Origin of the sequence: Litoribaculum gwangyangense (genome assembly GCF_039543505.1) — a bacterium.
GTDB lineage: Bacteria > Bacteroidota > Bacteroidia > Flavobacteriales > Flavobacteriaceae > Litoribaculum > Litoribaculum gwangyangense.
Genome location: NZ_BAABJW010000001.1, coordinates 1,015,300 through 1,039,336 on the forward strand (window position 1 = coordinate 1,015,300; position 24,037 = coordinate 1,039,336).

General features: G+C 33.3%; 25 protein-coding genes and 1 tRNA gene. 15 read left to right on the top strand and 11 right to left on the bottom strand.

Annotation, left to right across the window (positions count from 1 at the left end; translation table 11 throughout):
- Positions 1–45: 45 nt before the first annotated feature.
- From ABD963_RS04550 to ABD963_RS04565, 4 genes are read left to right on the top strand one after another with little or no spacing between them, the layout of a single operon-like run.
- Positions 46–669 carry an outer membrane beta-barrel protein gene (locus ABD963_RS04550; protein WP_345275754.1) on the top strand — a complete coding sequence of 208 codons (624 nt, stop codon included), beginning with the start codon at positions 46–48 and terminating at the stop codon, positions 667–669.
- On the top strand, positions 662–1,216 hold the full coding sequence (gene ruvC, locus ABD963_RS04555; protein WP_345275755.1) for a crossover junction endodeoxyribonuclease RuvC: 555 nt from the start codon (positions 662–664) through the stop codon (positions 1,214–1,216). The genes ABD963_RS04550 and ruvC overlap by 8 nt, the downstream gene beginning before the upstream one ends.
- Complete coding sequence (hemW, locus tag ABD963_RS04560; RefSeq protein WP_345275756.1) at positions 1,216–2,349, top strand: radical SAM family heme chaperone HemW; 1,134 nt, start codon at positions 1,216–1,218, stop codon at positions 2,347–2,349. Before ruvC ends, hemW begins: the two co-directional genes overlap by 1 nt.
- Positions 2,346–3,092: a cyclase family protein gene (locus tag ABD963_RS04565; protein WP_345275757.1), complete on the top strand. Its 747-nt coding sequence runs from the start codon at positions 2,346–2,348 to the stop codon at positions 3,090–3,092. Before hemW ends, ABD963_RS04565 begins: the two co-directional genes overlap by 4 nt.
- A gap of 44 nt (positions 3,093–3,136) precedes the next feature.
- Here the strand turns inward: ABD963_RS04565 and ABD963_RS04570 are convergent, their stop codons facing one another.
- Positions 3,137–3,895 carry a LytR/AlgR family response regulator transcription factor gene (locus tag ABD963_RS04570; RefSeq protein ID WP_345275758.1) on the bottom strand — a complete coding sequence of 253 codons (759 nt, stop codon included), beginning with the start codon at positions 3,893–3,895 and terminating at the stop codon, positions 3,137–3,139.
- Positions 3,892–5,919, bottom strand: a complete 2,028-nt coding sequence (locus ABD963_RS04575) for a histidine kinase (RefSeq protein WP_345275759.1) — start codon at positions 5,917–5,919, stop codon at positions 3,892–3,894. The genes ABD963_RS04570 and ABD963_RS04575 overlap by 4 nt, the downstream gene beginning before the upstream one ends.
- Positions 5,920–6,102: 183 nt before the next feature.
- Here ABD963_RS04575 and ABD963_RS04580 point away from each other — a divergent pair, with 183 nt between their 5' ends.
- Genes ABD963_RS04580 through ABD963_RS04610 form a run of 7 tightly spaced genes read left to right on the top strand, consistent with a single transcriptional unit; the run spans position 6,103 to position 12,986 of the window.
- A complete protein-coding gene (locus ABD963_RS04580; protein ID WP_345275760.1) occupies positions 6,103–6,909 on the top strand; it encodes a DUF4412 domain-containing protein in 807 nt (268 codons plus the stop codon).
- A gap of 13 nt (positions 6,910–6,922) precedes the next feature.
- Entirely contained in the window at positions 6,923–7,489 is a 567-nt protein-coding gene (locus ABD963_RS04585; protein ID WP_345275761.1) for a hypothetical protein, read from the top strand.
- Positions 7,490–7,499: 10 nt separating this feature from the next.
- Positions 7,500–7,961, top strand: a complete 462-nt coding sequence (locus tag ABD963_RS04590; RefSeq protein WP_345275762.1) for a DUF3592 domain-containing protein — start codon at positions 7,500–7,502, stop codon at positions 7,959–7,961.
- Between the two features lie 29 nt (positions 7,962–7,990).
- The gene (locus tag ABD963_RS04595; protein WP_345275763.1) at positions 7,991–9,370 is read left to right on the top strand and encodes a T9SS type A sorting domain-containing protein; all 1,380 of its coding nucleotides are present in this window, start codon (positions 7,991–7,993) and stop codon (positions 9,368–9,370) included.
- Positions 9,371–9,373: 3 nt separating this feature from the next.
- Positions 9,374–11,857: a T9SS type A sorting domain-containing protein gene (locus tag ABD963_RS04600; RefSeq protein ID WP_345275764.1), complete on the top strand. Its 2,484-nt coding sequence runs from the start codon at positions 9,374–9,376 to the stop codon at positions 11,855–11,857.
- A 4-nt stretch (positions 11,858–11,861) separates the two neighbouring features.
- A complete protein-coding gene (locus tag ABD963_RS04605) occupies positions 11,862–12,563 on the top strand; it encodes a hypothetical protein (protein ID WP_345275765.1) in 702 nt (233 codons plus the stop codon).
- Between the two features lie 60 nt (positions 12,564–12,623).
- A complete protein-coding gene (locus ABD963_RS04610; RefSeq protein ID WP_345275766.1) occupies positions 12,624–12,986 on the top strand; it encodes an MmcQ/YjbR family DNA-binding protein in 363 nt (120 codons plus the stop codon).
- Between the two features lie 19 nt (positions 12,987–13,005).
- Here ABD963_RS04610 and ABD963_RS04615 read toward each other — a convergent pair whose 3' ends face one another.
- Together ABD963_RS04615 and ABD963_RS04620 are read right to left on the bottom strand one after the other, a co-directional pair.
- On the bottom strand, positions 13,006–13,146 hold the full coding sequence (locus ABD963_RS04615; protein WP_345275767.1) for a hypothetical protein: 141 nt from the start codon (positions 13,144–13,146) through the stop codon (positions 13,006–13,008).
- Between the two features lie 10 nt (positions 13,147–13,156).
- Positions 13,157–13,588, bottom strand: a complete 432-nt coding sequence (locus ABD963_RS04620; RefSeq protein WP_345275768.1) for a YybH family protein — start codon at positions 13,586–13,588, stop codon at positions 13,157–13,159.
- 224 nt (positions 13,589–13,812) lie between these two features.
- Here ABD963_RS04620 and ABD963_RS04625 point away from each other — a divergent pair, with 224 nt between their 5' ends.
- Positions 13,813–14,094, top strand: a complete 282-nt coding sequence (locus ABD963_RS04625) for an STAS domain-containing protein (protein ID WP_345275769.1) — start codon at positions 13,813–13,815, stop codon at positions 14,092–14,094.
- Positions 14,095–14,192: 98 nt separating this feature from the next.
- Positions 14,193–14,471 carry an STAS domain-containing protein gene (locus ABD963_RS04630; protein ID WP_345275770.1) on the top strand — a complete coding sequence of 93 codons (279 nt, stop codon included), beginning with the start codon at positions 14,193–14,195 and terminating at the stop codon, positions 14,469–14,471.
- On the opposite strand, the gene ABD963_RS04635 is transcribed toward ABD963_RS04630, so the two are convergent.
- The 3 genes from ABD963_RS04635 to ABD963_RS04645 form a co-directional block, all read right to left on the bottom strand.
- Positions 14,472–15,572, bottom strand: coding sequence for a DUF4407 domain-containing protein (locus ABD963_RS04635; protein WP_345275771.1), 1,101 nt, complete (start codon positions 15,570–15,572; stop codon positions 14,472–14,474).
- 72 nt (positions 15,573–15,644) lie between these two features.
- A complete protein-coding gene (locus ABD963_RS04640) occupies positions 15,645–16,505 on the bottom strand; it encodes a DMT family transporter (RefSeq protein WP_345275772.1) in 861 nt (286 codons plus the stop codon).
- Between the two features lie 114 nt (positions 16,506–16,619).
- Complete coding sequence (locus ABD963_RS04645; RefSeq protein ID WP_345275773.1) at positions 16,620–18,008, bottom strand: dipeptidase; 1,389 nt, start codon at positions 18,006–18,008, stop codon at positions 16,620–16,622.
- 101 nt (positions 18,009–18,109) lie between these two features.
- Between ABD963_RS04645 and ABD963_RS04650 the strand changes: the two genes are divergently transcribed.
- A tRNA-Leu gene (locus tag ABD963_RS04650) sits at positions 18,110–18,191 on the top strand.
- A gap of 271 nt (positions 18,192–18,462) precedes the next feature.
- Entirely contained in the window at positions 18,463–19,665 is a 1,203-nt protein-coding gene (manA, locus tag ABD963_RS04655) for a mannose-6-phosphate isomerase, class I (RefSeq protein WP_345275774.1), read from the top strand.
- A gap of 42 nt (positions 19,666–19,707) precedes the next feature.
- Here the strand turns inward: manA and ABD963_RS04660 are convergent, their stop codons facing one another.
- Genes ABD963_RS04660 through ABD963_RS04675 form a run of 4 tightly spaced genes read right to left on the bottom strand, consistent with a single transcriptional unit; the run spans position 19,708 to position 24,036 of the window.
- Positions 19,708–20,736 carry a Gfo/Idh/MocA family protein gene (locus ABD963_RS04660; protein ID WP_345275775.1) on the bottom strand — a complete coding sequence of 343 codons (1,029 nt, stop codon included), beginning with the start codon at positions 20,734–20,736 and terminating at the stop codon, positions 19,708–19,710.
- Position 20,737: 1 nt separating this feature from the next.
- On the bottom strand, positions 20,738–22,006 hold the full coding sequence (locus tag ABD963_RS04665; protein WP_345275776.1) for an MFS transporter: 1,269 nt from the start codon (positions 22,004–22,006) through the stop codon (positions 20,738–20,740).
- Positions 22,003–23,391, bottom strand: coding sequence for a four-carbon acid sugar kinase family protein (locus tag ABD963_RS04670; RefSeq protein ID WP_345275777.1), 1,389 nt, complete (start codon positions 23,389–23,391; stop codon positions 22,003–22,005). The genes ABD963_RS04665 and ABD963_RS04670 overlap by 4 nt, the downstream gene beginning before the upstream one ends.
- A 6-nt stretch (positions 23,392–23,397) precedes the next feature.
- Entirely contained in the window at positions 23,398–24,036 is a 639-nt protein-coding gene (locus ABD963_RS04675) for a cyclase family protein (protein WP_345275778.1), read from the bottom strand.
- Position 24,037: the final 1 nt, after the last annotated feature.

Consider the following 24,037-nt stretch of genomic DNA (forward strand, 5'->3'; position numbering starts at 1 on the left):
AAATTAAACGATTATTAGTATATGTCTTCAAGTTTTAAAATTTATATGAAGTTTTGCTTAGCAATGTGTTTTCTTTTTTGTGGGTTTTTAAGTTTTTCCCAAGGAGACACCAGCACCTTTAAAGTACAAGTGGCATTGGGGTTAAATAATCCATCTACAGATGGATTTGTTCAGGGCTTTGAGGGTAAAACCTTAAATTTCCCAACGGTTAATTTAGGACTTCAATACATGTTCTCAAAAAAAATAGGTGCCAAATTGGATTATGGTTTTAGCAGAATATCGAACGATACAGACGCCCAAGAATTTAAATTAAATTATTCTCGTATAAATGCCCAAATAGTTTATAATGCGACTCCAATTTTTAGCTTTTTACCACAAAATATGGGTACTTTTATTCACGCAGGCCCCGGATTTACAAAGGTTAAACCATTGGGGAATTATACCCAAAACGATACCTCAAATTTGAATGCCATGGCAGGAATAGAATTCCATTTTGGAATATCAGATAAACTATCGGTATATATTGATACGTCCTACATTATGGGTTTTTCCGATGATTTCAATCCCATTTCAAACGGATTTGGTTCTTTTAACGGTAATCTTTTAACAGTAACTTTGGGTGCTTCCATATCGCTCAGCGGTTGTTACTATTGTGAACAAAATGATTGAAGAAAAAATAATTTTAGGAATCGATCCAGGAACAACCATTATGGGTTTTGGTCTCATAAAAGTAGTTGGAAAAAGCATGAAGTTTATGCAACTTAATGAACTCGATTTAAAAAAATACGACGACCATTATTTAAAACTGAAACTTATTTTTGAACGCACCATTGAGTTGATAGATACGCATCATCCTGATGAAATAGCTATAGAAGCCCCTTTTTATGGTAAAAACGTACAAAGTATGTTAAAACTAGGTCGGGCACAAGGTGTTGCCATGGCTGCTGGTTTGAGCAGGGAAATACCCATAACCGAATATTTGCCAAAAAAAATTAAAATGGCCATAACCGGTAATGGAAATGCCAGTAAAGAACAAGTAGCTAAGATGTTACAAAGTTTGTTGGGTCTTAAAACTTTACCTAAAAACTTAGATGCAACGGATGGTTTAGCGGCTGCTGTTTGTCATTTTTACAATATGGGTAAAGTGGAAATTGGCAAAAGTTACTCTGGTTGGGATGCGTTTATTAAGCAAAATGGCGATAGGGTCAAAAAATAATGGCAGGCATTTACATCCATATTCCTTTTTGCAAGCAAGCTTGTTATTATTGCGATTTTCATTTTTCAACATCTTTAAAAAAGAAAGAGGAACTCGTTCAAGCATTGTGCAAGGAAATAGAATTACGAACTAATGAACTTGAAAACCAAACCATTGAGACTATTTATTTTGGTGGTGGAACACCTAGTTTGTTAACTAACATAGAGTTAGAGTTTCTCATTAATACTGTTTATAAAAATCACGAAGTTGTAGATAATCCAGAAATTACTTTAGAGGCAAACCCTGACGACTTATCAAATAATCGAATAAGCGAATTAGCGAAAACACCATTTAACAGACTTAGCATTGGCATTCAATCGTTTTTTGAGCGCGATTTAAAACTTATGAATCGTGCCCATAATTCTGTGGAAGCCAAAAAGTGTTTAGAGGATGCCACTAAGTATTTTGATAATATTTCAGTAGATTTAATTTACGGCATTCCCGATTTATCAAACGCGGAATGGCTAGAGAATATAGAAATCGCTTTATCCTACAATATCCCGCATATATCCAGTTATGCCCTAACCGTTGAGCCCAAAACAGCCTTGGAAAATTTCATCAAAAAAGGCATTATTAAAAATGTAGATGATGAATTGGCGCAAGAACAATTTCATTTATTGATTGAAAAACTGGAAGCTTCAGGTTTTGTGCATTACGAATTATCAAACTTTGGAAAACCTGATTATTTCAGTAAAAACAATTCAGCTTATTGGCAAGGGAAACCGTATTTAGGTATGGGCCCGTCGGCGCATTCATTCAATGGAGAACAACGTGGTTGGAATGTTAGAAACAACACAACATATATAAAATCCATTCAGCAAAATATATTGCCCATAGAAAGGGAATCGCTTTCGGTAACCGATAAATACAATGAATATGTAATGACGGGTTTACGAACCATATGGGGTGTTTCATTAAAAAAAGTGGAACATGATTTTGGTAAAAACTATAAAAAGTATATTTTAAAACAATCTGAAAAATACATTAGTGAACATTTATTGTATATTGATGATGATAAGCTTTTAACAACCAAAAAGGGCAAATTTTTAAGTGATGGTATCGCTTCAGACCTTTTTAAAATCAATTTAATTTGATAGCAACCATAGAATACAATTCAAGGAAACTTAAAATAGATTTATCTAAACCCTTAGATATATCCATGCCTTTGCGCGCTTCAAAAAGCAACGTTAATGCATGGTATATTGAAGCACCTAAAATTGAACCAGAAAAAGATGGCGATTGGGTTGCAAGTGTTAAAGATGGAGCGTGCATTAATTTCAATAATATTAATTTCAATCCGCATGGACACGGAACACATACCGAATGTGTAGGCCATATCACGGAAAAAGTACATTCTATCAACCAAAATTTGAAACAGTTTTTCTTTTTGGCTGAAGTGATTACGGTTGCTCCCGAACGTTTAAATGGAGATTCTGTCATATCAAAAAAACAAATACAGTTTGCTCTGGGTAATAAAAAAAGAGATGCTGTAGTTATTAGAACCATACCTAATACTAAAGAAAAACTGTCCATGCAGTATTCCAATACAAATCCACCTTATTTGTTAAAAGACGTCGCTGTTTATTTGAGAGAAAAGGAAGTGAAACATTTGCTTATAGATTTACCCAGTGTAGATAAAGAAAAAGATGAATGCCAATTGTTGGCGCATAATGCCTTTTGGAACACCAAAGGAAAATTAAGAATGGATGCCACTATTACCGAACTTATTTTTGTGCCCAATACAGTAGAGGATGGTACTTATTTTCTAAATCTTCAAATAGCACCTTTTGAAAATGATGCTACACCAAGTAAACCCGTTTTATATAAAATAATCTAAAGATTCCCTTTAAAAAGCATAAAAATATAATTTTTAAATAGCATCTACTTAAACCTAAGCATAGATTCTAAAATATCATTTATTTGTGTTCTTTTTTGTCTGGATACAGGAATTTCTACATTATCATGCATAATTAAACACCCCCCATCTTGCCTTAAAATTCCTTTTACATATTTCGGATTTATTAAATGCGATTGATGGACTCTTAAAAAACCATGCTCGGTAAGCATGTCGTCAATTTCTTTTAAGGTACGGCTAATAAGCATTTTGTTTTCATCTTTAAAAAAGAAATAGGTATAATTGTTATCTGATTGGCAACGTATAATGGTGGCAATTTCAACAATATGGTATCCTACACCTGTTGGTAAAGCAATTTTAGAGCAATCCTTAGGAGTATTTTTTAAATTTTTTTGAAAAAGTTCCCACTGCTCATGGCTCGTTTTTCTTATGCGTTTTTCCCAAATTGATAATGCTCTAACAATACTTTTTTCGGCAATGGGTTTAAGTAAGTAATTTATAGCACTATATTGAAATGCCTTTATGGCATATTGGTCGTATGCTGTGGTAAAAATAATATCGAAATCAATAGGCAGTAACCTATCTAATAAGGCAAACCCGTTTAAATGGGGCATTTCTATATCAAGAAAAAGTAAATCTGGTGGGTGGTTCTGTATAAACTCTAAGCCTTTTAAAGGGTTAGTAAAAATACCTGTAATGTTATAATCTGCATGTACTTTTTTTATTAGACTCTCCAAAACATTGGCACAGTGCATTTCATCATCAATAATTATTATATTGGTCATTGGTTATAATTTAAAATTATTTTTGTTCCAGATGGTATACCATTTTCTTCTAGATCTAAAATAGTTAAATGCAAATTAATATCGTTGGTATGGTTAAAAAGGGACAGCCTTTCTTTAGTGATATCTGTACCCATTGATTTGTGCATTTTTTTTGAATTTCCGCTAGCTTTTCTGCCAATTCCATTATCTTGAATGGTAATTTTAAGCGCTTTTGTGGTGTCAAAAATAATGGTTAATTGTTTTTCGGCTTTTTCACTTGGGTTTAAACCGTGCCAAATAGCATTCTCTACAAAAGGTTGCAATAAAAGTGGAGGGATGTTATATTGAGATAATAGTTCTCTGGAATGTATTTCTATAGTGTAATTAAAACTGTCTTCAATGCGGTTTTTTTCAAGAGAGAGATAAAGTTCTAATATTTCAAGCTCTTCTTCAACAGTTATTACATCTTTGGTACTGTTTTGTAAAATACTGCGTAACAATACAGAGAAATTATCTAAATACGATGTGGCGCCCTCCTTATCAGATATCATAATTAAGTTTTTTAGGGCATTTAAACTATTGAATATAAAATGAGGATTCATTTGAGACCGTAGTGCCAACATTTCCATATCTTGAATTCTTCGGGTAAATTCACTTTTTATTTCGGCCTCTTTTTGTTTTTCAATTTCAGAATACAAATGAATTAACTCTTCGGTTTTTTGCTTTACTTTTTTATCTAATTCTTGATTCATGTTTTCTTGCAACACCTTATTCTCTTGTAATTGGTCGATTAATTTTTGACTTGTAAGGTTCTTTTCTTTTTGTAACAAAAAAATATTTTCTCCAATGGCAATAGAAAAGCAATAAACTTCTCCTAAAAGCCCAATTTGAAAAATAATATTTCGGGATTGAGGGAAATTAAATATGCTATTGGGATCTAAAAAAAGTTCAGAATATGCCAAATAAAAAGACAGTATAGACCCTATAAAAAATAGGGATTGTCCAATAATAAAATATTTTAAAAGGGGGTGTTTTACTTTGTAAATTATCCAAATTATTAAAACAAAATTTAGAGGGAGTATAATAAACCTTACTGCTGAAAAAACGATCTCACCCAGTTGCAAGTCCTTGAAATAATAATTGAAAATAAAACGTGCAAAGGCATAAAAAAAACAAAATACACCAAAATAGATAAGTACTTTAGAAAGGGTTTTATTGTATTTATTAATTTCTAGTAAGTTTAAAATAAAAAAAATATAGAAGCCAATAAATGCAAATTGCACGGGTTCAAAAATGAGTTGGGAAAATGCAGGAGCATAAAGAAAAATATTTGCCACGGTAGCAGTTGTTGTTCTTAAAACCAAAAACGCATAAATGATTTGAAACAGCAAATACCCCAAATAATAAAAATACAGGCGTTGCTGCAAACGAAACCAAAACACCAAAACAAAAACAAAAATACAGCACAGTGTAGTTAAATAAAAGTATATAAAACCTACTGGTTTTGTATATAATTTTGAGGTTTTATATGCAAAATCTAAATAGCTTTCTGTGGAGTAAAGCAATGGATAATAGGTTTTAGACAATACATAATCGTTGCTTAATTTAACATAACATAAGGTGCTTTGTAAAGGTGGAAGTTCTATTTGGGTAAAATAGCTTTCTATTTTGTTATCGCGTTCACCCAAAGAAGCCAAATAGCCATTTTTTAGATGTTCTGTTTGTTGTTTGTTTTCTATGAAAACATCTACAAAGTTATCGGCAGCATATAAATAAATATTTGCGGGTTTATTTGAGGTGTTTTTTACAGTAAACCTTACCCAAAGAGCCAGTTTAGGTGAAGTGGTAAAAGTAGAATCATAGGGTTGCCAATTTTTGTACTTTTTAACATTGTTATATGAAACTTCACGATTAATTACCAATGCCTCCACCTGATCGTTATTTACTAAAGATTGAATGGCTTTAATGGAATCTAATACTATTTGGGCATTTAACGAATAAATTCCAAAGCAAATAAATAGTAGAAACAAGCGTGTTTTTTTCATAATTAAGCTAAAGTACACATCTATTTTATATTGTCATATTACTACCTAGAATTTAGTTATTTTTATTTAGTATTCAGTAGTTTATAACATTTTTTCCGAATTCTAAATCATATCTTCCAAATTCTAATTAGCGGTTTTTAATTGATTTATGCTTAGTTAGTTTTGTTTTAAAAATAGAACAAAATGAAACTAAATTATTCTTTCGCCATATTAATTGTTTTCGTCTTATATGCCCAAATTAGCAATGCGCAGCTACTAAAAAAACTGAAAAATCGTGTCGAGCAGAAGGTAGAAAATGTGATTGTTGAAAAAGCCTCTGATAAAGTAGCCGAAAAAACATCAAAAACTATGGATATGGCTTTTGAAACTAATCCTTTTGGAGGAAAAATGGATAAGGGTGATCCTGCTTTGGTTGCTGATACCTATGATTTTAATTGGAAATATTCCTTAAAAATGACTTCAAAGCAGGGAGATGTTGTTTTTGATTACTATCTAAAACCCGGTGCACCTTATTTTGGATTCGCCTCGGCAGCCATGGAAAATATGTTTACCGTGATGGATAATGGCAATAAAGTAACCACCATGTTTATGGAATCTGAAGGTAATAATGTGGGTATGGTTTCTTCAATGCCAGACGATTTAGATTTAGAAGAAGCCAAAGACCAATCAGAAGGCTTCGAAATCACATCAATAGACAATAAAACCATAAACGGATACTATTGCCAAGGTGTGAACGCCCGTAATGCAGATTTTGAAATGGATATGTATTTTACTAATGAAACCGAAGTAAGTTTTGATGATATCTACAAAAACCAACAAGCCAAAATTCCGGAACAAGTAAAAGACTTTTTTGGTAAAGACGAAAAAGTACTCATGATTTATATGGATATGAGGGCCTTGAAAGATAAAAATCAAAGTATGCAAATGGAATGTGTTGGGTTGGAGACAGTAGCTAAAACCATTAAAAAGTCGAATTATAAGTTTATGTAAACCTAAATTATTTATGAAAAATTATATTCCCATCATACTGTTTCTTTTCGTTTTGAAATTTTCTTGTAAAAATGAGCTCAAAAACGAAAATGTGAGTTCAATTCAAGCACAAAAAGTGGAATTGCCAGTGCAAAAAGGAATCGATTCCAAAAATCAAAATCCAAAAAAAATACCACTTACCAAAGCCCAATTGGAAGCGTTTTTCCCTGATTATATAGGTTCCAATAAGCGATACAATGTTTATTTGTTTCCTGGAGAACCTATGGCAACTGCCAGTTATGGTAGCTTTGAAAGCAGCTATAATTACTCCATATATGATGCTGCTAGAGACCATTCAGTTGTCAAAAACTTTGAAATGTCTTTTAACGCCAAACAAATAGCCCCTGAGGGTACCGAGTATGTTTTAAAAGAAAGAGATGGCTACAAAACCATTGCCTTTTTACAGCCCAACATTAAGCGTTATGATATTCGATTTGTGTATAATAATCGCTTCAGAATTGTTCTTGAAGGTCCAGAGCATTCAGATGCCTTGTGGTCTTACATTAAAAAAGAGGATTTAGAAAAATTAAATAATAATTAAAGATTTTCAAATGTTTCAAGAACTCACAGATTATCAAACTACGGGCCTCATCATTATGCTGATTATATCGCCTTTGTTAATTAATACTTTGTATATATGGTATTTGGCAAATCAATCAAAACGATGGCCAAAAGTAGAAGGGACTATTCAAACTGTTAATATCCATGGAAGTGAAATACAAATGGATTTAGAATATAGCTACCAAGTGCAAGGTGAAACCCATAAAAACAAGCGCATCTTTTTTACAAATTCAAAATATTATAAAAAAAACCGTGCCATAGAGTTTGAGAAAAAATATCGGGAGGGACAGCAAGTAAATGTCTTTTACAATCCAAATAAACACCGTATGGCCGTTTTAGAACCCGGAAGAAAGGATGGTGTAATTTCCGCTATTATACTATTGACTTTATTTTTCACCTTGGGTTATGTCGCTTTTTTTAATCCAGCCCTTATTACCGCTTTTATAAATTAACTGGTTGAATATTAAATATATATACGTCTATGAAAACACAATTACTAAAGTCAGTCTTATTTGTCATTTTAAACTTACTATCTCTAACTCTTTTTTCCCAATGTTGGCAAAAGGTTTCAGCTGGAGCTAATCATGTTATTGCAATAAAAGATGATGGGACGCTATGGGCTTGGGGATTAAATGGGAATGGTATATTAGGAGACGGAAATAGCACTAATGTAAATGAGCCTATTAAGATAAGTTCTGAAACAGATTGGGATTTTATATCCGCTGGAGCTGAACATAGTTTTGCGATTAAAACAAATGGAACCTTATGGGCTTGGGGAAGGTATCGATACGGTCAGTTAGGAATTGGTGCTGTTGCAAATTTATTAACACCTACCCAAATAGGTACAGACACTGATTGGAAAATGGCATCTGCAGGCATTCAACATTCTTTAGCAATAAAAACAAATGGAACTTTATGGGCATGGGGCAGAAACCAATACAGCCAATTAGGTAATGGCAGTACCTCGCAGAGCAATGCGCCAATTCAAATTGGCACTGATACTAATTGGAAAGAAGTTTCGGCAACAGGTTTAGAGCATTCAGTCGCTATAAAAACAAATGGTACATTATGGGCATGGGGTAGAAATTTTTGGGGGCAATTAGGCGATGGTACTACCGATTTAAAAGATGTGCCAGTTCAAATTGGAACAGATACTGATTGGAAATCCATTTCCGCTGGAAGGTTTTTTAATTTAGCTTTAAAAAACAATAATTCGCTTTGGGCATGGGGTTATAATAGCAATTCCCAATTAGGAATTGGTTCAAGTGCTAATAAAAATGTTCCAACTCAGGTTGGTAGTGATTTGGATTGGGATACTGTAAATGCATATAATAATCATTCCCATGCTATAAAAAGTAACGGCACTTTATATTCTTGGGGATATAATTCATTAGGACAATTAGGAACAGGTAATTTCACCCCTTATAATATACCAACACAAATAGGGACAGATTCAAACTGGCAAAATGTAAGTGCTGGTAGTAGTTATTCTATAGCCATAAAAACTGATATGGCTTTATGGACTTCTGGTGAAAATACTTCTGGACAGTTAGGTGATGGCACTAATTCAACAAGAAATACTTATGGACAAGTTAGTTGCAATGCCCTAAGTTTAATTAATGTTGGTTCAATTAGTTTTAAAATTTACCCAAACCCTGTATCAAACATTTTAACTATTGAAAACCCTTTGGCTAGGCATATTCAATTGCAAGTAATTAACCAATTAGGACAAGAAGTTTTAAAACTAAATCATAACGAACCTTTAACGTCTTTAGATGTTTCTAACCTCTCTGAAGGGCTTTATTTTTTAAATATGACTTCTGATGGTAACTCTCAAAAAATCAAATTCATTAAAAATTAAATTATGAAAACATATAAAATTTATATAAGCTGCTGGTTTTATTCCTTTTTATGTTTGACTATAATGTCATTACGCGCCCAAGAAAAAGCAATTATTGGTGTTACCAGTGGTAATACCAATAATCTTGGTACCATTTTTAAGACAGACATTAACGGAGACAACTTTACAGTTTTGCAACAATTAGCATTTAAATACGAGGGTGAATATCCTGGAAACATTAAGTTATGTGAATATAATGGTGTTTTTTACGGGACAACAGATCAAGGAGGAGCAAACGACAGTGGGGTAATTTTTTCTTATAACCCTGTAACAGAAGAATATTTAAAATTATTTGATTTTGAATATACAGTTTCTGGTAGTTCTCCTTCTTTTGGGTTAATACTTGCAAATAATGATTTTATGTATGGAATAACTAGTTCTGGAGGCTCAAATAATACTGGAACAATGTATAAGTTTAATCCTCAAACTAATAATGTAGAAATTATTTATCATTTTAACCAAGATGATGGAGCACACCCTAATGCACCATTAATTCAGGCAGATAATGGTAATTTATATGGTCTAACAAATTTAGGAGGGACTAATAACAACGGTGTTTTGTTTCAATATAATTTAAGCACTAATACTTTTTCTAAACTTTTAGATTTTGAATCTATTACTAGTGGAGCTGGCCCAGCTTTTTTAATGCAAGCAAGTAATGGCAAGTTATATGGCATATCGCTAATAGGTGGCATAAACGACAAGGGTACTTTATTTAGCTATGATTTAAATGACTTTAGTTTTATAAAGCTATTTGATTTTGATGGCGCAGATTCTGGTTCTAGGCCTTATTCTGGATTAATGGAGGCGTCAAATGGCTATTTATACGGCACAACTAATCAAGGAGGTTTGTCTAATTTCGGGACTATATTTAAATATGAATTGGCTACGTCTACTTTCAATAAGTTGATTGATTTGGATACGTCGATGGGATGGAATGCAACCGGAGATTTAATAGAAGCTCCAAATGGTAAACTGTATGGCCTAATGGGTTATGGGGGTTTGAATTGGGGCGTTTTGTATGAATTGGATATTTTAAACAATGATAGTTATAATAAAATATTTCAATTTCCTTCTCAAAAGGAAGGGTCTCTTCCATCAGGTACATTAACTTTATTTAATAATAAGTTATATGGAACAACTAGACTTGGAGGTTTAGGTTTAGGTTCTGGAACCTTGTTTGAGTTTAATCTTGATAACCAACAACACACAAAAAAAATAGACTTTAATTATGCCGATATGGGGAGTGGTTTCAGTAAAGGTTTTACTAAAGGACTAAATGATAAACTATATATTGCAACTGGTGGTGGTGGTGAATATTCTAAAGGCACTCTACTTGAATACAATCCAGATGACAATTCACTCATTAAAAAATACGATTTCGAAGATAGATCCAGTAACCAAATCTATGTATATGCTTCAAATGGAAAGTTATATGGGATTAATGATTATGAACTGTTTGAATTTGATTTAGAAACGAGTACTTATACTCCTAAAATCTCTTTTATAAATTCTATCATTTATGCATTGGAAACTCCAACTGGTATAATTGAAGCTGTAAATGGAAAAATTTACGGAATGACAAGAAATGGAGGACTTTATTATAAAGGAAACATTTTTGAATATGATTATGTTAATGATATTTATTTAAACCTTTTTGATTTTGATGGTACAAATACGGGTAGCTTGCCAAGTGGCAATTTAATCCAAGCTTCCAATGGAAAGTTATATGGTTTATTAACTTATGAAGGGGCTAATAATAAAGATGTTTTATTTGAATTTGATATAGAATCAAAAACTTATTCAAAGAAATTTGATTTTACAGCATTATTATATCAAACATATAGAGTTTCTTTAAGTGAATTAGAATCGGGTATATTATATGGTTTTACTTGGAATGGAGGGGTATATAATAATGGTGGTATTTTTCAATATAATTTAAATACAAATTCCTTTACAAAAAAAATCGATTTTAATACCCAAACCCCAGGCTATGGCTTCCAAGAAAATTTTCTTAAAACTTCAGAAAATAAAGCGTTTATTTTAAATGGTTCTTCAGGGTCAACATATCAAGGTTCCTTGTTTGAATATAATCCAAATATAAACACTCTTACAGGCAAGTTTAATTTTAGTAGTGACAATGTTTATGCAGTTGGTTCTCTTATTGAAATAAATATAAACAGTTCGCTTTCTGTTGAAAAAAATAAAGACTTAAAAGCTATATATATTTACCCAAATCCAGTTGCAGATAAGTTGATTATTTCTTCAAAAAACCCAGAAGCATTTCAAATAAAAATTTATGATTTTCTTGGCAAGCAAGTATTCTTAAAGAATGCTGTTTTTGCTAATGATGAGCTAAAACTTACACATTTACAATCCGGATTATACATTTTAAAAGCCACTTCGAAAAGCGGGAATACCCAAACCATAAAATTCATTAAAAACTAAAGCCATGAAAAAAGTCAATGTATTAACAGTGAGCCTTTTTATATTCTATCTAGGATTTTCACAAACCCAACCAAAACTTGCTAATAACCCATTGGAAAGTATAGAATATAATATGATGGTGATGCCTTTTGGTATGGAAAACCCCATTAAAATAGGCTCTATCTCAAAATCTGGAGACATTAATTTCGATTTCCCTAAAGAATTAAAAAACATTTCAGAAGAGGATAAAAACAGTGAATCGGTAAAACTTTGGTATAGCTTGTTTTCACAATGTGATAATGGTATGGACATGGTTAAAGAAAAAGACAATATCTTTTCTTTTGATTCTGGGGTAATATCATTATCCACAAATGATAACCCATATGCAGGCGTTATTTTCACGCTTTCAGACGAAAACCTCATGCCTTGGGTAGAAGACCCAGCATATATAGAACCAATTTTAGGTTCTTATTATGAATTAATTTATGTAGCGAAGCCATTTGAATATCATGGAAACTGTATCACGACAAAAATGACAGATACTAGTGATACTGAGATTAACTATAATTACAATTTGAATTTAAAAGCAGGTTTTAACTTTATAGAATATAAAATAGAACATATATATAAAACAGACCCAAATGTTATGGCTTCCTTTCCGGATAAAGTAACGGTAACCAATGTTGAAGGTGTCCCAAACTGTAAATGGATAGGAAAGTATTTTTAAGATAATTCAAAAAACCTTAAATTTAAACGCGTTGCAACATTATTATGAACGCGTTTTTTTATGCATATTGAACAACTTCGTGAATATTGTTTAAGTAAAAAGGCATCAACTGAAAGCTTTCCATTTGATGAAAACACATTGGTTTTTAAAGTACTAAACAAAATGTTTTTAATGGCGCCATTGGATAAATGGGAAAAAGGTGAAGCGGCTATAACCCTAAAATGCGACCCCGATTACACCATAGAATTGCGAGAACAATACGAAAGTATTTACGCTGGACCTTATGTAAGCAATAAACATTGGAATACCATCGCCATACATAAAAATGAATTAAAACCACAGTTTATTTTGGAATTAATAGACCACTCCGACGAAATGGTTGTAAAGGGGATGACTAAAAAAATGAGGGAATCTTTTCAATAAAATAGTGTCAAGAAAAAACCTAATCCGATTTTTTCTTTTTAAACCAATCCAGACCTAAGGGAAACATAAATACAAGAAACAAGAACTTACCAGTAACAATACCAAAAATGGTAATGCCTGCCAGAACTATCATTAAAATTACTTTGTAACTGTATTTCATCAAACAGCTTTCAAGAAGAAGTGTCTGCAATTATCTTCCATTCGCCATCAATTTTCTTAAAAATAAGCATAAAAATGCCATCGGCATTTCCTACTTCACGTTTCAGATGGTATTCACCCAAAACATAATAGGCACCATCAGTTATTTTAGAAATGGCATTTATTTTAAAGCTTAATTTACCCGTGTGGTCTTTTGTTGGGTAGGCTCTTTGGTAGCGGTCTAGGGTGTTTTCCCAGCCATACGTAACACCATTGGCTCCATAAAATTTTAAGGAATCGTTTTTCCAGTAACCTTCCATGAATTCCTCTAGGTCATTATCAGACCAAGCTAAACGCTGTTTTTTTAGTACTTTTTGAATGGCTTTTTTATCGGCTTCATCATCATTTTGAGAAAAGCTGCTAAACGTAGTAAGTAAACAAAGTAATAGAATTAGTCTTTTCATGGAATTTTTTAACAAAAGCATTTTTTACATAGGTAAAAATAGTAAAAACTAGTATTTAAATGGTTACTCAACGATAAAATTGACATCAAATAATTTTTCATCTAAAGTTAAAATCTATTGGTCGAGTAAATAGTGAAATTCCATTATATGCTTTTATATTTACTTCGTAATCAATTGATTGCTCTCCCTCAAGTTTATTATTTAATTATTTATTACTACTTAATATGGAATTAAAAATTACCAATCATAAAAATTTTTTCAAAATTGTTGGGTCTCTAAACAAGGAAAATATGGATGTATTTAACAATACATTTAATGATGTTTTTGATCGTGTAAAGAATTTAACAATTAGTATTGAAGAAGTCGAAACCATGGACGAATTTGGTATATCGGCTCTTACACATTTGTACAATTTATCTAAAATTGGCAACAGAAGTATGTCTGTTATAGGTGATGGTAATCGAGAATTGTACAAACATTTTGAACATCATACAACAGCAGCTTAACTATTATGTTTGCCTTTTTAATGGTTACTGAAAATTTTAGATAATTTCATCATACCCAATTTAGCAACTTTACTTAACTAATTTAAATACAATTTATTATGGATTTAAAAATTACAAACTCAAACAGTTTTTTTAAAATAAAAGGTGTCCTCGATAGAAGTACACTTCATATTTTTAATGAAGAATTCAGACATATTTTTGAGCGTATTAATATACTTACAATAAGTATTCAAGAGGTTGAAAGTATTGATGAGTATGGTGTGGCTGCTATTGCTAAATTACATCAAGAAGCTTTAACCAAGAATAAAAGATTATCAATTATTGGTTTTGGTTGTAAAGATTTGTACGATCATTTCAAAACAGAGACGGCAGCGTAACTATAAAACATTTTTTTGTTGCTTGTAAAACGCGTCTGCCTGTAATTGCATGAGTTCTATAGCTTTTTTGCGTTTATAATGGTAGAGTTCGTCCTCTTGTTTTATGTTTTCATAAATACGATCATTAATCGCATAATCTGTTTTTAATAATGCTTCTCTTTGGTTTTTATTTTGAAGGACGTTGGTTTTCACAGCTGTTTCTTGGTCTTCCAATTTAAAATCGTAAGCCCCTTTAGGAGATAATAATTTTGCGAAAATAGGAGAGGTTTCTATCGCTAGAAACAGCAGAAAAATAAAGAATGAAGGTAACCAAGGCAATTTTCCCAAAGCATTAACTCTGGCCATCAAGCCATCAAAATTATTAATAATGGGTTGGGTTGTTACCACTTGACTTTCAAAATCACCTTCTAATTCGGCAATTTGAGCTTCTGTACTTACAATTTTTGCTTTGTTTTCAGTTTTTAATTGCTGTAATTCAGCCATAGCAGCGTCATGTTTTTCACGTTTTTCTTTGTAAACAGGACCTTTCCCTAAAAGTTTGGTACCGGCAGTCCCTTCAGCCTCCGAGATGTATGTGTCGTAAAGCGCATTGACTTCGGCTTCTTTGGCGTCTATTTGATTTTGTAAACCAGAAATGTCGTTTTTTAGTGCTTCAATATCTGGAGTAAATTGTTCAGCTATTTGCGTTTTATTGGCTAAAGTCATGTCGTTTTTTTGTACTAACAAAACCTGATTGATTTCCTTCTCAAAAATTTTAAGCTCTAAGGGTTTGGAAATCACTACCGCAATAATTATGGCCAGAATAATTCTTGGTGATGCTTGAATGAATTCATCTATAACATTACCGGTTTTTTTGATGGTTGAAACAATAAAGCGGTCTAAATTAAAAATGAGTAAACCCCAAACAAATCCAAAAAAAATAGCGGTAAACATATTATCAAAAACGGTATACAGCGCATAACTTGCCGCTATAAAAGCCATAACAGCAGTAAAAAAAACGGTAGCGCCAATACCTGCGTATTTATTTTGCTCGCCCTTAGAGCATTGTTCTAAAATATCGGTGTCTGAGCCAGAGCAAATAATGAAGAATTGCTTTAACATGATTGATTGTTTTTTGATTGATTGACTATTAGAACGTTAAAGCTAGGGAATTGTTACATAAAAATTTAAAAATTATCTTTTGGAAGTTCTCATACTTTCAATAAAAACGGTAAGAAGAATAAGAGAGCCACCAATAAATGTGTTGATATTTGGTATTTCGTTCAAAAAAAAATAAGCCATAATAATTCCAAAAATAGGTTGCGCACTACCAATAATACTAGCTGTACTCACCGAAAAATGTTTTAAGCTGCTTATAAATAAAGAATGTCCTAAAGCGGTGGTGACTATACCTAGTATCAGGAGGAACGGAAGTTCGGTTTGTATTTTCTCAATATCAATATTGAATAAAACGGGTATCAAAAAAAAGGAAACTATAATACACTGTTGCATCATTAATACCGTACCGTCGTACTGAGAAACATGTCTTTTTAAGATGAGATTTCTTAGTGAATAACATAATGCAGAAAATACGCCCAGAAGTATACCTTTTAAGTAAGTGCTTTCAAAATTTATTTCTGGCGCGAGAATATAGATGCCCAATAAAACCATAAGCCCCAATAATACATGTATTGGATTTCGTTTAGATTTTGTGAAAAACGGCTCTAATAATGCTGTAATTACTGGAAACGTGAACATGGAGAGCATGCCAATGGCTACATTACTAAATTTTAAAGCCAAAAAATAGGTAATCCAATGCGTGCCCAGTAATAAACCCCCTAAAATAATGGTAGGGAGATCTCTTTTAGATTTAATTTTAAGATTTAATTTCCGGTATTTACAGAAAATAAAAAGGAGTATGGCCGCCAGGGCACTTCTAAACCATATAATTAGTGGTGTAGGAAGATTAATATATTTACCTAAAACACCAGAGGTACTTATAAATAAGGTAGCTAATCCTAATAATAAAAGATGATGGGCGTGCTGGTTTTTCATGGTTTGGTGCTTACTGGTGTTAGCGATTGTAGAGAAAATCCTTTTGTTTTGGCAAAAGATTGAAACGAAAAGCGCGACCTCCTTTTAAAAAACAAAAGGAGGTAACACCCATATTTATTTAGAAAGTTCTGTAAAATATTTATAAAAATACGGGATGGTTTCGATGCCTTTTAGGTAATTCCATATGCCAAAATGCTCGTTAGGGGAGTGGATAGCATCACTATCTAAACCAAAGCCCATTAAAATAGTTTTAATTTGTAATTCTTCCTCAAATAACGCCACAATAGGAATACTACCACCGCTTCGCTGTGGAATAGGTGTTTTGCCAAAAGTTTCTTCGTATGCTTTACTAGCTGCTTGATATCCAATATGGTTTATGGGTGTTACATAACCTTGCCCACCATGATGCGGTTTTACCTTCACTTTTACACCTTTTGGAGCGATGCTTTCAAAATGTGTTTTGAATAATTGTGTGATTTCTTTCCAATCTTGATGAGGTACCAATCGCATCGAAATTTTAGCGAAGGCTTTACTGGCAATAACGGTTTTAGCCCCTTCGCCAATATACCCGCCCCAGATACCATTAACATCTAAGGTTGGGCGAATGCAGTTTCGTTCATTGGTGGTATAACCTGCTTCTCCATAAACAGCTTCAATATCCAATGCTTTTTTATATTTTTCGAGACTAAAAGGTGCTTTTGCCATTTCAGCGCGTTCTTCTTTAGAGAGTTCTTCCACCTTATTGTAAAAACCAGGAATGGTAATACGATTGTTTTCATCATGTAATGAGGCAATCATTTTTGATAGTATATTGATGGGGTTAGCCACGGCACCGCCATACAGGCCAGAATGTAAATCACGATTGGGTCCTGTTACCTCTACTTCAACATAACTTAATCCTCGTAAACCTGTTGTGATAGAAGGAACATCATTGGCAATCATGCCTGTATCGGAAATAAGGATCACATCATTTTTTAATTTTTCTTGATTATTTTTTACAAAAGTGGCAAGATTGGAGCTGCCTACTTCTTCTTCACCTTCAATCATGAATTTGACGTTACAGGGTAATTGGTTTGTTGCCGTCATAAATTCCAAAGCCTTCACATGCATAAACATTTGTCCTTTATCATCACAAGCACCACGCGCATAAATAGCGCCCTCAGGATGCAATTCAGATGTTTTAATTACTGGTTCAAAAGGTGGCGAGGTCCAAAGTTCTAAAGGGTCTGGTGGCTGTACATCATAATGTCCATAAACTAAAACTGTTGGTAAGTTTTTGTCAATTATTTTTTCGCCATAAACTATGGGGTAACCTTCCGTTTTACAAATTTCAACCGTGTCGCAACCTGCTTCTTTTAGGCTTACTTTAATAGCACCAGCTGTTTTTAAAACTTCTTCTTTATAAACTGAATCAGCACTAATAGAAGGTATTTTGAGTAGCTCGATAAGTTCGTTTAAAAACCGGTTTTTATGTTTAGAAATATATGATTGAATGTTGTTCATAAAGTATTTTTAGAGTTCCTTTCCAAAAGTATAAAAAAAGAATGTTTTTAGGGGCTAGGAGTTTGCAATTTAAAAATCTTGTTTATATTTGCAGTCCTTTAGCGGGCGTGGTGGAATTGGTAGACACGCTAGACTTAGGATCTAGTGCCGCGAGGTGTGGGAGTTCGAGTCTCCCCGCCCGCACTGCAAAGGAAAAGCCGACTTATTAAAGTTGGCTTTTTTATTTGATGTGTTACATAGGGAATTCTTTAGTTATATTTGAATTCAATTTTAAATCGATTAGTAACAATTTAGCGCTTCTCACTAATAACCAAAAGATAATTTTTCTGCTATTAATTTCAAATTAAGCATTAAATTAGAACACCGAAATTTTAAATAAGTTGTTTGCTTTGTATAGATAACATATAAAGGGCAAAACATTTTTAACGAATCATAAATCAATAAGCAAAAGTTAATGAAAAAACTATTTCATATTAGAGGAAAAATTCAAAACTATGCTTGGGGAGGTACAGAGTTTATACCTACCCTGTTGGGAGAAAAAATCACAGAAGATAAATGTGCTGAATATTGGCTGGGGGCCCACGAAAACGCCACTTCGATAATACAAATTAATAATGAATTTGAACCATTGAATTCATTTTTGAAAACTGATTTAAATGAAAAACTAGGTTCTAAAATAGCCAATAAATTCGGGAGATTACCCTTTTTATTCAAAGTTTTAGATGTAAAGGATATGTTATCGATACAGGTACATCCAACAAAAATAGAAGCAGAAAAAGGTTACAAGAGAGAGAATGAGGAGGGAATTCCTTTAAATGCACCTTACAGAAATTATAAGGATGACAACCATAAACCTGAAATTATGGTAGCGTTGAGTGAATTCTGGTTATTACATGGGTTTTTATCTGAAGAAAAGTTAAAAAAAGTTTTAAAAGGCATTCCAGAATTTCATTCGTTAATTTCTGTTTTTGAAAAAGAAGGCTATTATGGTCTATACAAATTTGTCATGATGCAGACTCAGGACACAACAAATAAAGTATTGCAGCCATTACTTGATAGGATTTTGCCACTTTATAAAGCTGGAAAATTAAGGAAGTCTAGCCCCGATTATTGGGCAGCTAAAGCTGTAGATGCCAGTGAAAACTCATCTAATTTCGACAAAGGTATTTATTCCATCTATTTTTTTAACATCGTAAAAGTGAATACAGGAGAAGCGGTTTTTCAAGATGCAGGAATTCCTCACGCCTATTTGGAAGGCCAAAATATGGAGCTTATGGCAAATTCTGATAACGTATTACGTGGTGGCCTAACACCAAAACATGTTGATGTACCAGAGTTATTAAAACACACCAAGTTTGAACCTACCATTCCCAATATTATGAAAGGAGAATTACAAGATGATGGTGTGGAACGTATTTATAAAAGTCCAGCTCCAGATTTTGAATTGAGCCAAATACGTTTGGATAAGCACCAAGAATACAAATCAACATCAAAAACAGCACAAATATTGATAGTTATTGAAGGCGAAGCAACAATCCAGGAAAATAGTTCTACTATAAAACTTAAAAAAGGTGAATCGGCCTTTTTGGTTGCGAATGCAAAATACAATGTAACAACAAACTCAACAGCGATACTTTACAAAGCCACAGCTCCATAATAAACCATAAAAGGTCTAATTCCATTGTTATATGTTAAAAAATCAATTGATTTTTATGGGGAGCCCCGTTTCATTCGATTCGTATATAGCCTCTTGCACCATAATATTATCTAAATATGCTTGAACATCGGTTTCAAATGGAGCACCGGATCGTAAACAATCAATAAAATGCTTTTGAGTATTGTAAACACAATCCCCTGCAAAGTTTATTTTCTCAAAAGGGTAATCGTGTTTTGTTTCTTTTTCCCCAAGGAGTTGTATGGTAATAGTGCCATCGTCAAATAAACGTATGGTGCCTTTATTGCCTTCTATCCAAATACCGCCAAAGGTTAATCGTGGGTCATCAGCCGTATTTTCATTAAAACGGTTAGCATCCAAAAAACCTAAAACGCCATTTTTAAATTCGAAATTAACCCAGGCAAAATCTTCACCTTTTATGTTGGAATTTAACGTTTTCAATTTGGAATATACTTGTGAGATATCTCCAATTAAATATCTAAATACATCAATAAAATGAACGCCGGTTTCATATATTAAAAGTTGTGGCATTTCTCTAAAATAGGGTTGACGGTTCATATAGGCATCTTCTTGCCAGCCATCGCCCATGCGCATACGTAAGTTTATTGTATGCAATTTGTGCCCGATTATATTCTGGTTTAAAAGCTTTTTTATTTCGCGATGCCAAGGCTGAAAACGGAAATTTTCATGCACCATCATTCTAACATGAGAGTTTTTTATGGCTTTTGCCAAAGCCATAGATTCTTCGTAAGTAGGTGCCAAAGGTTTTTGGCATATAATAGCTACCCCATGTTTTATAGCGATTCTGCAAAAATCGGTATGGGTTTCTGGCGGTGTAATAATATCAACAAAATCGGGCTTTTCTGAAATAAGCATAGTTTCAAAGTCATCATAAGCTTTTAGAATATTGAACTGCTTACATATGGCTTCCGCTTTTTCTAACCTTCTACTAGAAACAGCTACAATATCAACATTTTCTAAACGATTCCAAGCTTCATATTGAAACTGACTGAAATAACCTGTGCCAACGGCAACACCTCTAAGTTTTTCCATATTAATATTCCGAAAAATGTTTATGTGGTTTCATATTATACCAAATTGCGATGGCTATAATATTTAAAATAGCACCAACAACAAAAAATAAGTTGGTATTTCCTGTCCAGTCTAATAAATAAGGAAAAACAAGAGCAGTAATAAATGCTCCAATATTTCCTGCCATATTCATGGTGCCCGAAACGGCTCCAGAGTGTTCTTTGCCAATATCGGCGCAAAAAGCCCAAGACGATGGTAAAGTCATATCAGCTCCAAAAATAGCCATACTTAAAAATAGAATAGCACCTAGGGCTGTACTCATATAAATACTTCCAATTAACCCAGCGGCTGCTAAGGTAAACCCAATGGCGGCTGGTAATATACGTGATTTTGCCCAATTTCCTTTTTTGAAAATATTGTCGCTCAAAGCACCAGAAAACCAGTTGCCAAAGGCACCAAAAACAAGAGGGATTGCAGTGTAGAATCCTGCCTCAATGGTATCTAAATTATATTCGCTTTTCACATGCGGGAATAACCATGTAAGTGCAAAGAAAAAGGTAAAATTACTACAGAAATATTGACCCATAGCTAGCCACATGTTCTTTGATTTTAAAAGCGCAGCAAAATTTATTTTTTCTTTAGCAACATCTGTTTCTTTTTCTTGTCTGTTTTCTAAAATAAAGTCTTTTTCTTCTTTAGAAAGAGCTTTGTGGTTTTCTGGGTTATCTCTAAATAACATATACCAGGCTATGGCCCATAATATTCCAACTACTCCCATGATTAGAAAGGAAGTTCGCCAGCCAAAACTATCTATTAACCAAACCACTAGTGGTAAAGCAAAAGCGGCCCCTAACCTGGAGCCAGAAAAATTAACACCGGTAACAATGCCTCGTTCTTGTAGAGGGATCCAATTATAAACGGCTCTTGTCATACCAGGAAATGCGCCAGCTTCACCAGCGCCAAATAGGAATCGAACAATTAAAAGTGATAAGAAATTCCATGCATACCCTGTTAATGCTGTAAATAATGACCAAATGGTAACAATGCTAGCCAACACTTTTCTTGGGCCTAAGCGATCGGCAAGCATTCCAGAAGGCGTCTGAAAAAAAGCATAACCAAGAGAAAATATGGCTAAAACCCAACCCATTTGTTTGTCGCTTAAATTCAAAGCCTCAGAAATAGGGTCTTTGGCAACAGAAACACAAATACGATCTATATATAATAAAAGTGCTAACAAAAAGGTGCCGCCTACCATAAGGTAACGTTTCGGGAAATAGCTATTTTTTTTCATTTTAGTAATGTGGTTAGTTGGTATAATGCATTGTTGTCGCCTACATTCCCAGGGAATATAATATAGGGCATATTGGGAAATTTGGTTTCGTTACCCAATTGCCAAACGGGTACGCCTTTTAGTACTTGCCCTAAAACTTTTGCACGTTTTACGTTCAAACCTTTAGTTGCTATATCACTAGATGTAATGCCGCCTTTGGCTACCATATATCTTGGTTGTACTTTAAGTTGTTTTATGATTGAAATTAATCCGTTTGAAACACGGTTTACAATTGCGAGACTTTCAGCTTTTGTTTGGCCTTTTATAAGAGTTCTGCTAGTGTATAACACAACATCGTGATGTGTTTTGATATAATGATTTACTTGTTCTAAAAGAAGGTTAATATCTTTTTCAAAAAGCAAATCATTTTGTACGTTCGTTACGTCTAATTCTAAAAAAACAGCATTGGATTTTTCTTTTAGCAACTGAAGTTGTGCTGTTGTTTTTGGTACATATGAACCAATAACAACCAAAGCACCAGTTTCTTTATTTGAATTACTTATAATATCAGTTTTAGAAAGGCAGCCTTTAACTTCAATACCTGAAATGGCATTTACAAAGGAAGCTGCTGTTCTAAAAAGAAAAGGGATGTTGCTTTTTAAAAGGGCTAAAGCGGCAATTTGTAAATCAGAATAAGAGGTTGCATTTACAATGATATGCGAACAGTCTGAATTCTTTATAATGGAAATAATATTTTCTACAGAATGGGTGCGCAATGATTCGATAGATAAGCTTATTATCTTTTTTGAGTTTATTTTACCATCATATTTCTCAATAATCCAGTCTTTTAAATTTGAATTTTTATATCCAAAAGTAAGGTCTTTTGCAAAAGGTGTTTCTCCGGCGGGAATAAAATCATCACCTTCCTTAACAAAATGAGTATCGTTGTAAGTGTATCGACCTCCTTCAAAAAAAGCAGGAGCTACAATATGTTTAGCGGTTTTAATGTTTAATCCTTTTGCCAAAGCTTCAACCTCATTAGGGTAATGACCACGTAATGTAGAATCTCCTCTGCTTACTACCAAAAGGTGTTTGTTGTGTTTTTTTGAAAGCCTCACTAACCGTTTGCCAATGAGCTCCCCTAAAGCATTTGCTTCCTCGATTTGTAAACTCCTCGAATTAGTTAAAATAAAGAAAATAGGGCTGTTTATAATCTCATTTTCAAGTATTGATGTCTCCCAATTTGTAACCACAGGCACATTATAAACCGTTTGGGTTCCGGTTGGGTCGTCGTCTAAAATAACAATGGTTTTGGGATGTTCTTTAAGTTCTTGGCGTATGGTGTCTAGGTGACCTTCTAGCTGGTTGCCTTCAATTATAGATTTTATTATAACGTCTTTCAACATAAAGTTTTAGTCTTCAAGGGCAATAACTCTTGATGGTGCACCATCACCACCTTCAATCTTTAAAGGAAGGGCAATTAAGGTTACTTTTGGCAGTGATATAAGCTCTAAATTACAAAGGCCCTCAACAATAATAATATCATTCTTCATCAAGATATTGTGAATCTCGGTTACCTCTTCAATATTATTTACATCGGCTACTGAGGGAGGTTCAACACCTAGAATATTCACTTTATTTTTTCCCAGCCAGTTTGCTAGATCTCTGCCTATTCTTGGTAAATCATCACGATATGCTGGTGTTCCTATTTTTTTACTCCATCCGGTGTGCAATATAATACTTTCACCAGCTTTAAATTTTTTGGCGATGCCATCTAAATGTGAAATTTTAATTTCGTCCTTAGGTTTTAAATGTTGTAAATCTATAATCCATGCTTTAGATATAAGCCGGTTTAGTGGTAACTCATCAATAGTTTGTTCATTAACTTCAAAATGCAAAGGGGCATCCATATGGGTGCCGCTATGTGAGTATAAATGAAGTGTTGTAGCATTCCATCCATCAACCGACAATATTTTGGCAGGTTCAATAGAAACACCACCCATCTTATTATTGATGGGCAGCGTTAAATCTATTATTTTTTTGTTGTGCATG

Coding starts and splice junctions, on each gene's coding strand:
- ABD963_RS04675 (WP_345275778.1), bottom strand. CDS start 24,036: ATGCACAACAAAAAAATAATAGATTTAACGCTGCCCATCAATAATAAG.
- ABD963_RS04585 (WP_345275761.1), top strand. CDS start 6,923: ATGAAAAATTATATTCCCATCATACTGTTTCTTTTCGTTTTGAAATTT.
- manA (WP_345275774.1), top strand. CDS start 18,463: ATGAAAAAACTATTTCATATTAGAGGAAAAATTCAAAACTATGCTTGG.
- ABD963_RS04640 (WP_345275772.1), bottom strand. CDS start 16,505: ATGAAAAACCAGCACGCCCATCATCTTTTATTATTAGGATTAGCTACC.
- hemW (WP_345275756.1), top strand. CDS start 1,216: ATGGCAGGCATTTACATCCATATTCCTTTTTGCAAGCAAGCTTGTTAT.
- ABD963_RS04580 (WP_345275760.1), top strand. CDS start 6,103: ATGAAACTAAATTATTCTTTCGCCATATTAATTGTTTTCGTCTTATAT.
- ABD963_RS04590 (WP_345275762.1), top strand. CDS start 7,500: ATGTTTCAAGAACTCACAGATTATCAAACTACGGGCCTCATCATTATG.
- ABD963_RS04600 (WP_345275764.1), top strand. CDS start 9,374: ATGAAAACATATAAAATTTATATAAGCTGCTGGTTTTATTCCTTTTTA.
- ABD963_RS04635 (WP_345275771.1), bottom strand. CDS start 15,572: ATGTTAAAGCAATTCTTCATTATTTGCTCTGGCTCAGACACCGATATT.
- ABD963_RS04550 (WP_345275754.1), top strand. CDS start 46: ATGAAGTTTTGCTTAGCAATGTGTTTTCTTTTTTGTGGGTTTTTAAGT.
- ABD963_RS04620 (WP_345275768.1), bottom strand. CDS start 13,588: ATGAAAAGACTAATTCTATTACTTTGTTTACTTACTACGTTTAGCAGC.
- ABD963_RS04595 (WP_345275763.1), top strand. CDS start 7,991: ATGAAAACACAATTACTAAAGTCAGTCTTATTTGTCATTTTAAACTTA.
- ABD963_RS04610 (WP_345275766.1), top strand. CDS start 12,624: ATGCATATTGAACAACTTCGTGAATATTGTTTAAGTAAAAAGGCATCA.
- ABD963_RS04670 (WP_345275777.1), bottom strand. CDS start 23,391: ATGTTGAAAGACGTTATAATAAAATCTATAATTGAAGGCAACCAGCTA.
- ABD963_RS04625 (WP_345275769.1), top strand. CDS start 13,813: ATGGAATTAAAAATTACCAATCATAAAAATTTTTTCAAAATTGTTGGG.
- ABD963_RS04630 (WP_345275770.1), top strand. CDS start 14,193: ATGGATTTAAAAATTACAAACTCAAACAGTTTTTTTAAAATAAAAGGT.
- ABD963_RS04605 (WP_345275765.1), top strand. CDS start 11,862: ATGAAAAAAGTCAATGTATTAACAGTGAGCCTTTTTATATTCTATCTA.
- ABD963_RS04660 (WP_345275775.1), bottom strand. CDS start 20,736: ATGGAAAAACTTAGAGGTGTTGCCGTTGGCACAGGTTATTTCAGTCAG.
- ABD963_RS04570 (WP_345275758.1), bottom strand. CDS start 3,895: ATGACCAATATAATAATTATTGATGATGAAATGCACTGTGCCAATGTT.
- ABD963_RS04645 (WP_345275773.1), bottom strand. CDS start 18,008: ATGAACAACATTCAATCATATATTTCTAAACATAAAAACCGGTTTTTA.
- ruvC (WP_345275755.1), top strand. CDS start 662: ATGATTGAAGAAAAAATAATTTTAGGAATCGATCCAGGAACAACCATT.
- ABD963_RS04665 (WP_345275776.1), bottom strand. CDS start 22,006: ATGAAAAAAAATAGCTATTTCCCGAAACGTTACCTTATGGTAGGCGGC.
- ABD963_RS04575 (WP_345275759.1), bottom strand. CDS start 5,919: ATGAAAAAAACACGCTTGTTTCTACTATTTATTTGCTTTGGAATTTAT.
- ABD963_RS04615 (WP_345275767.1), bottom strand. CDS start 13,146: ATGAAATACAGTTACAAAGTAATTTTAATGATAGTTCTGGCAGGCATT.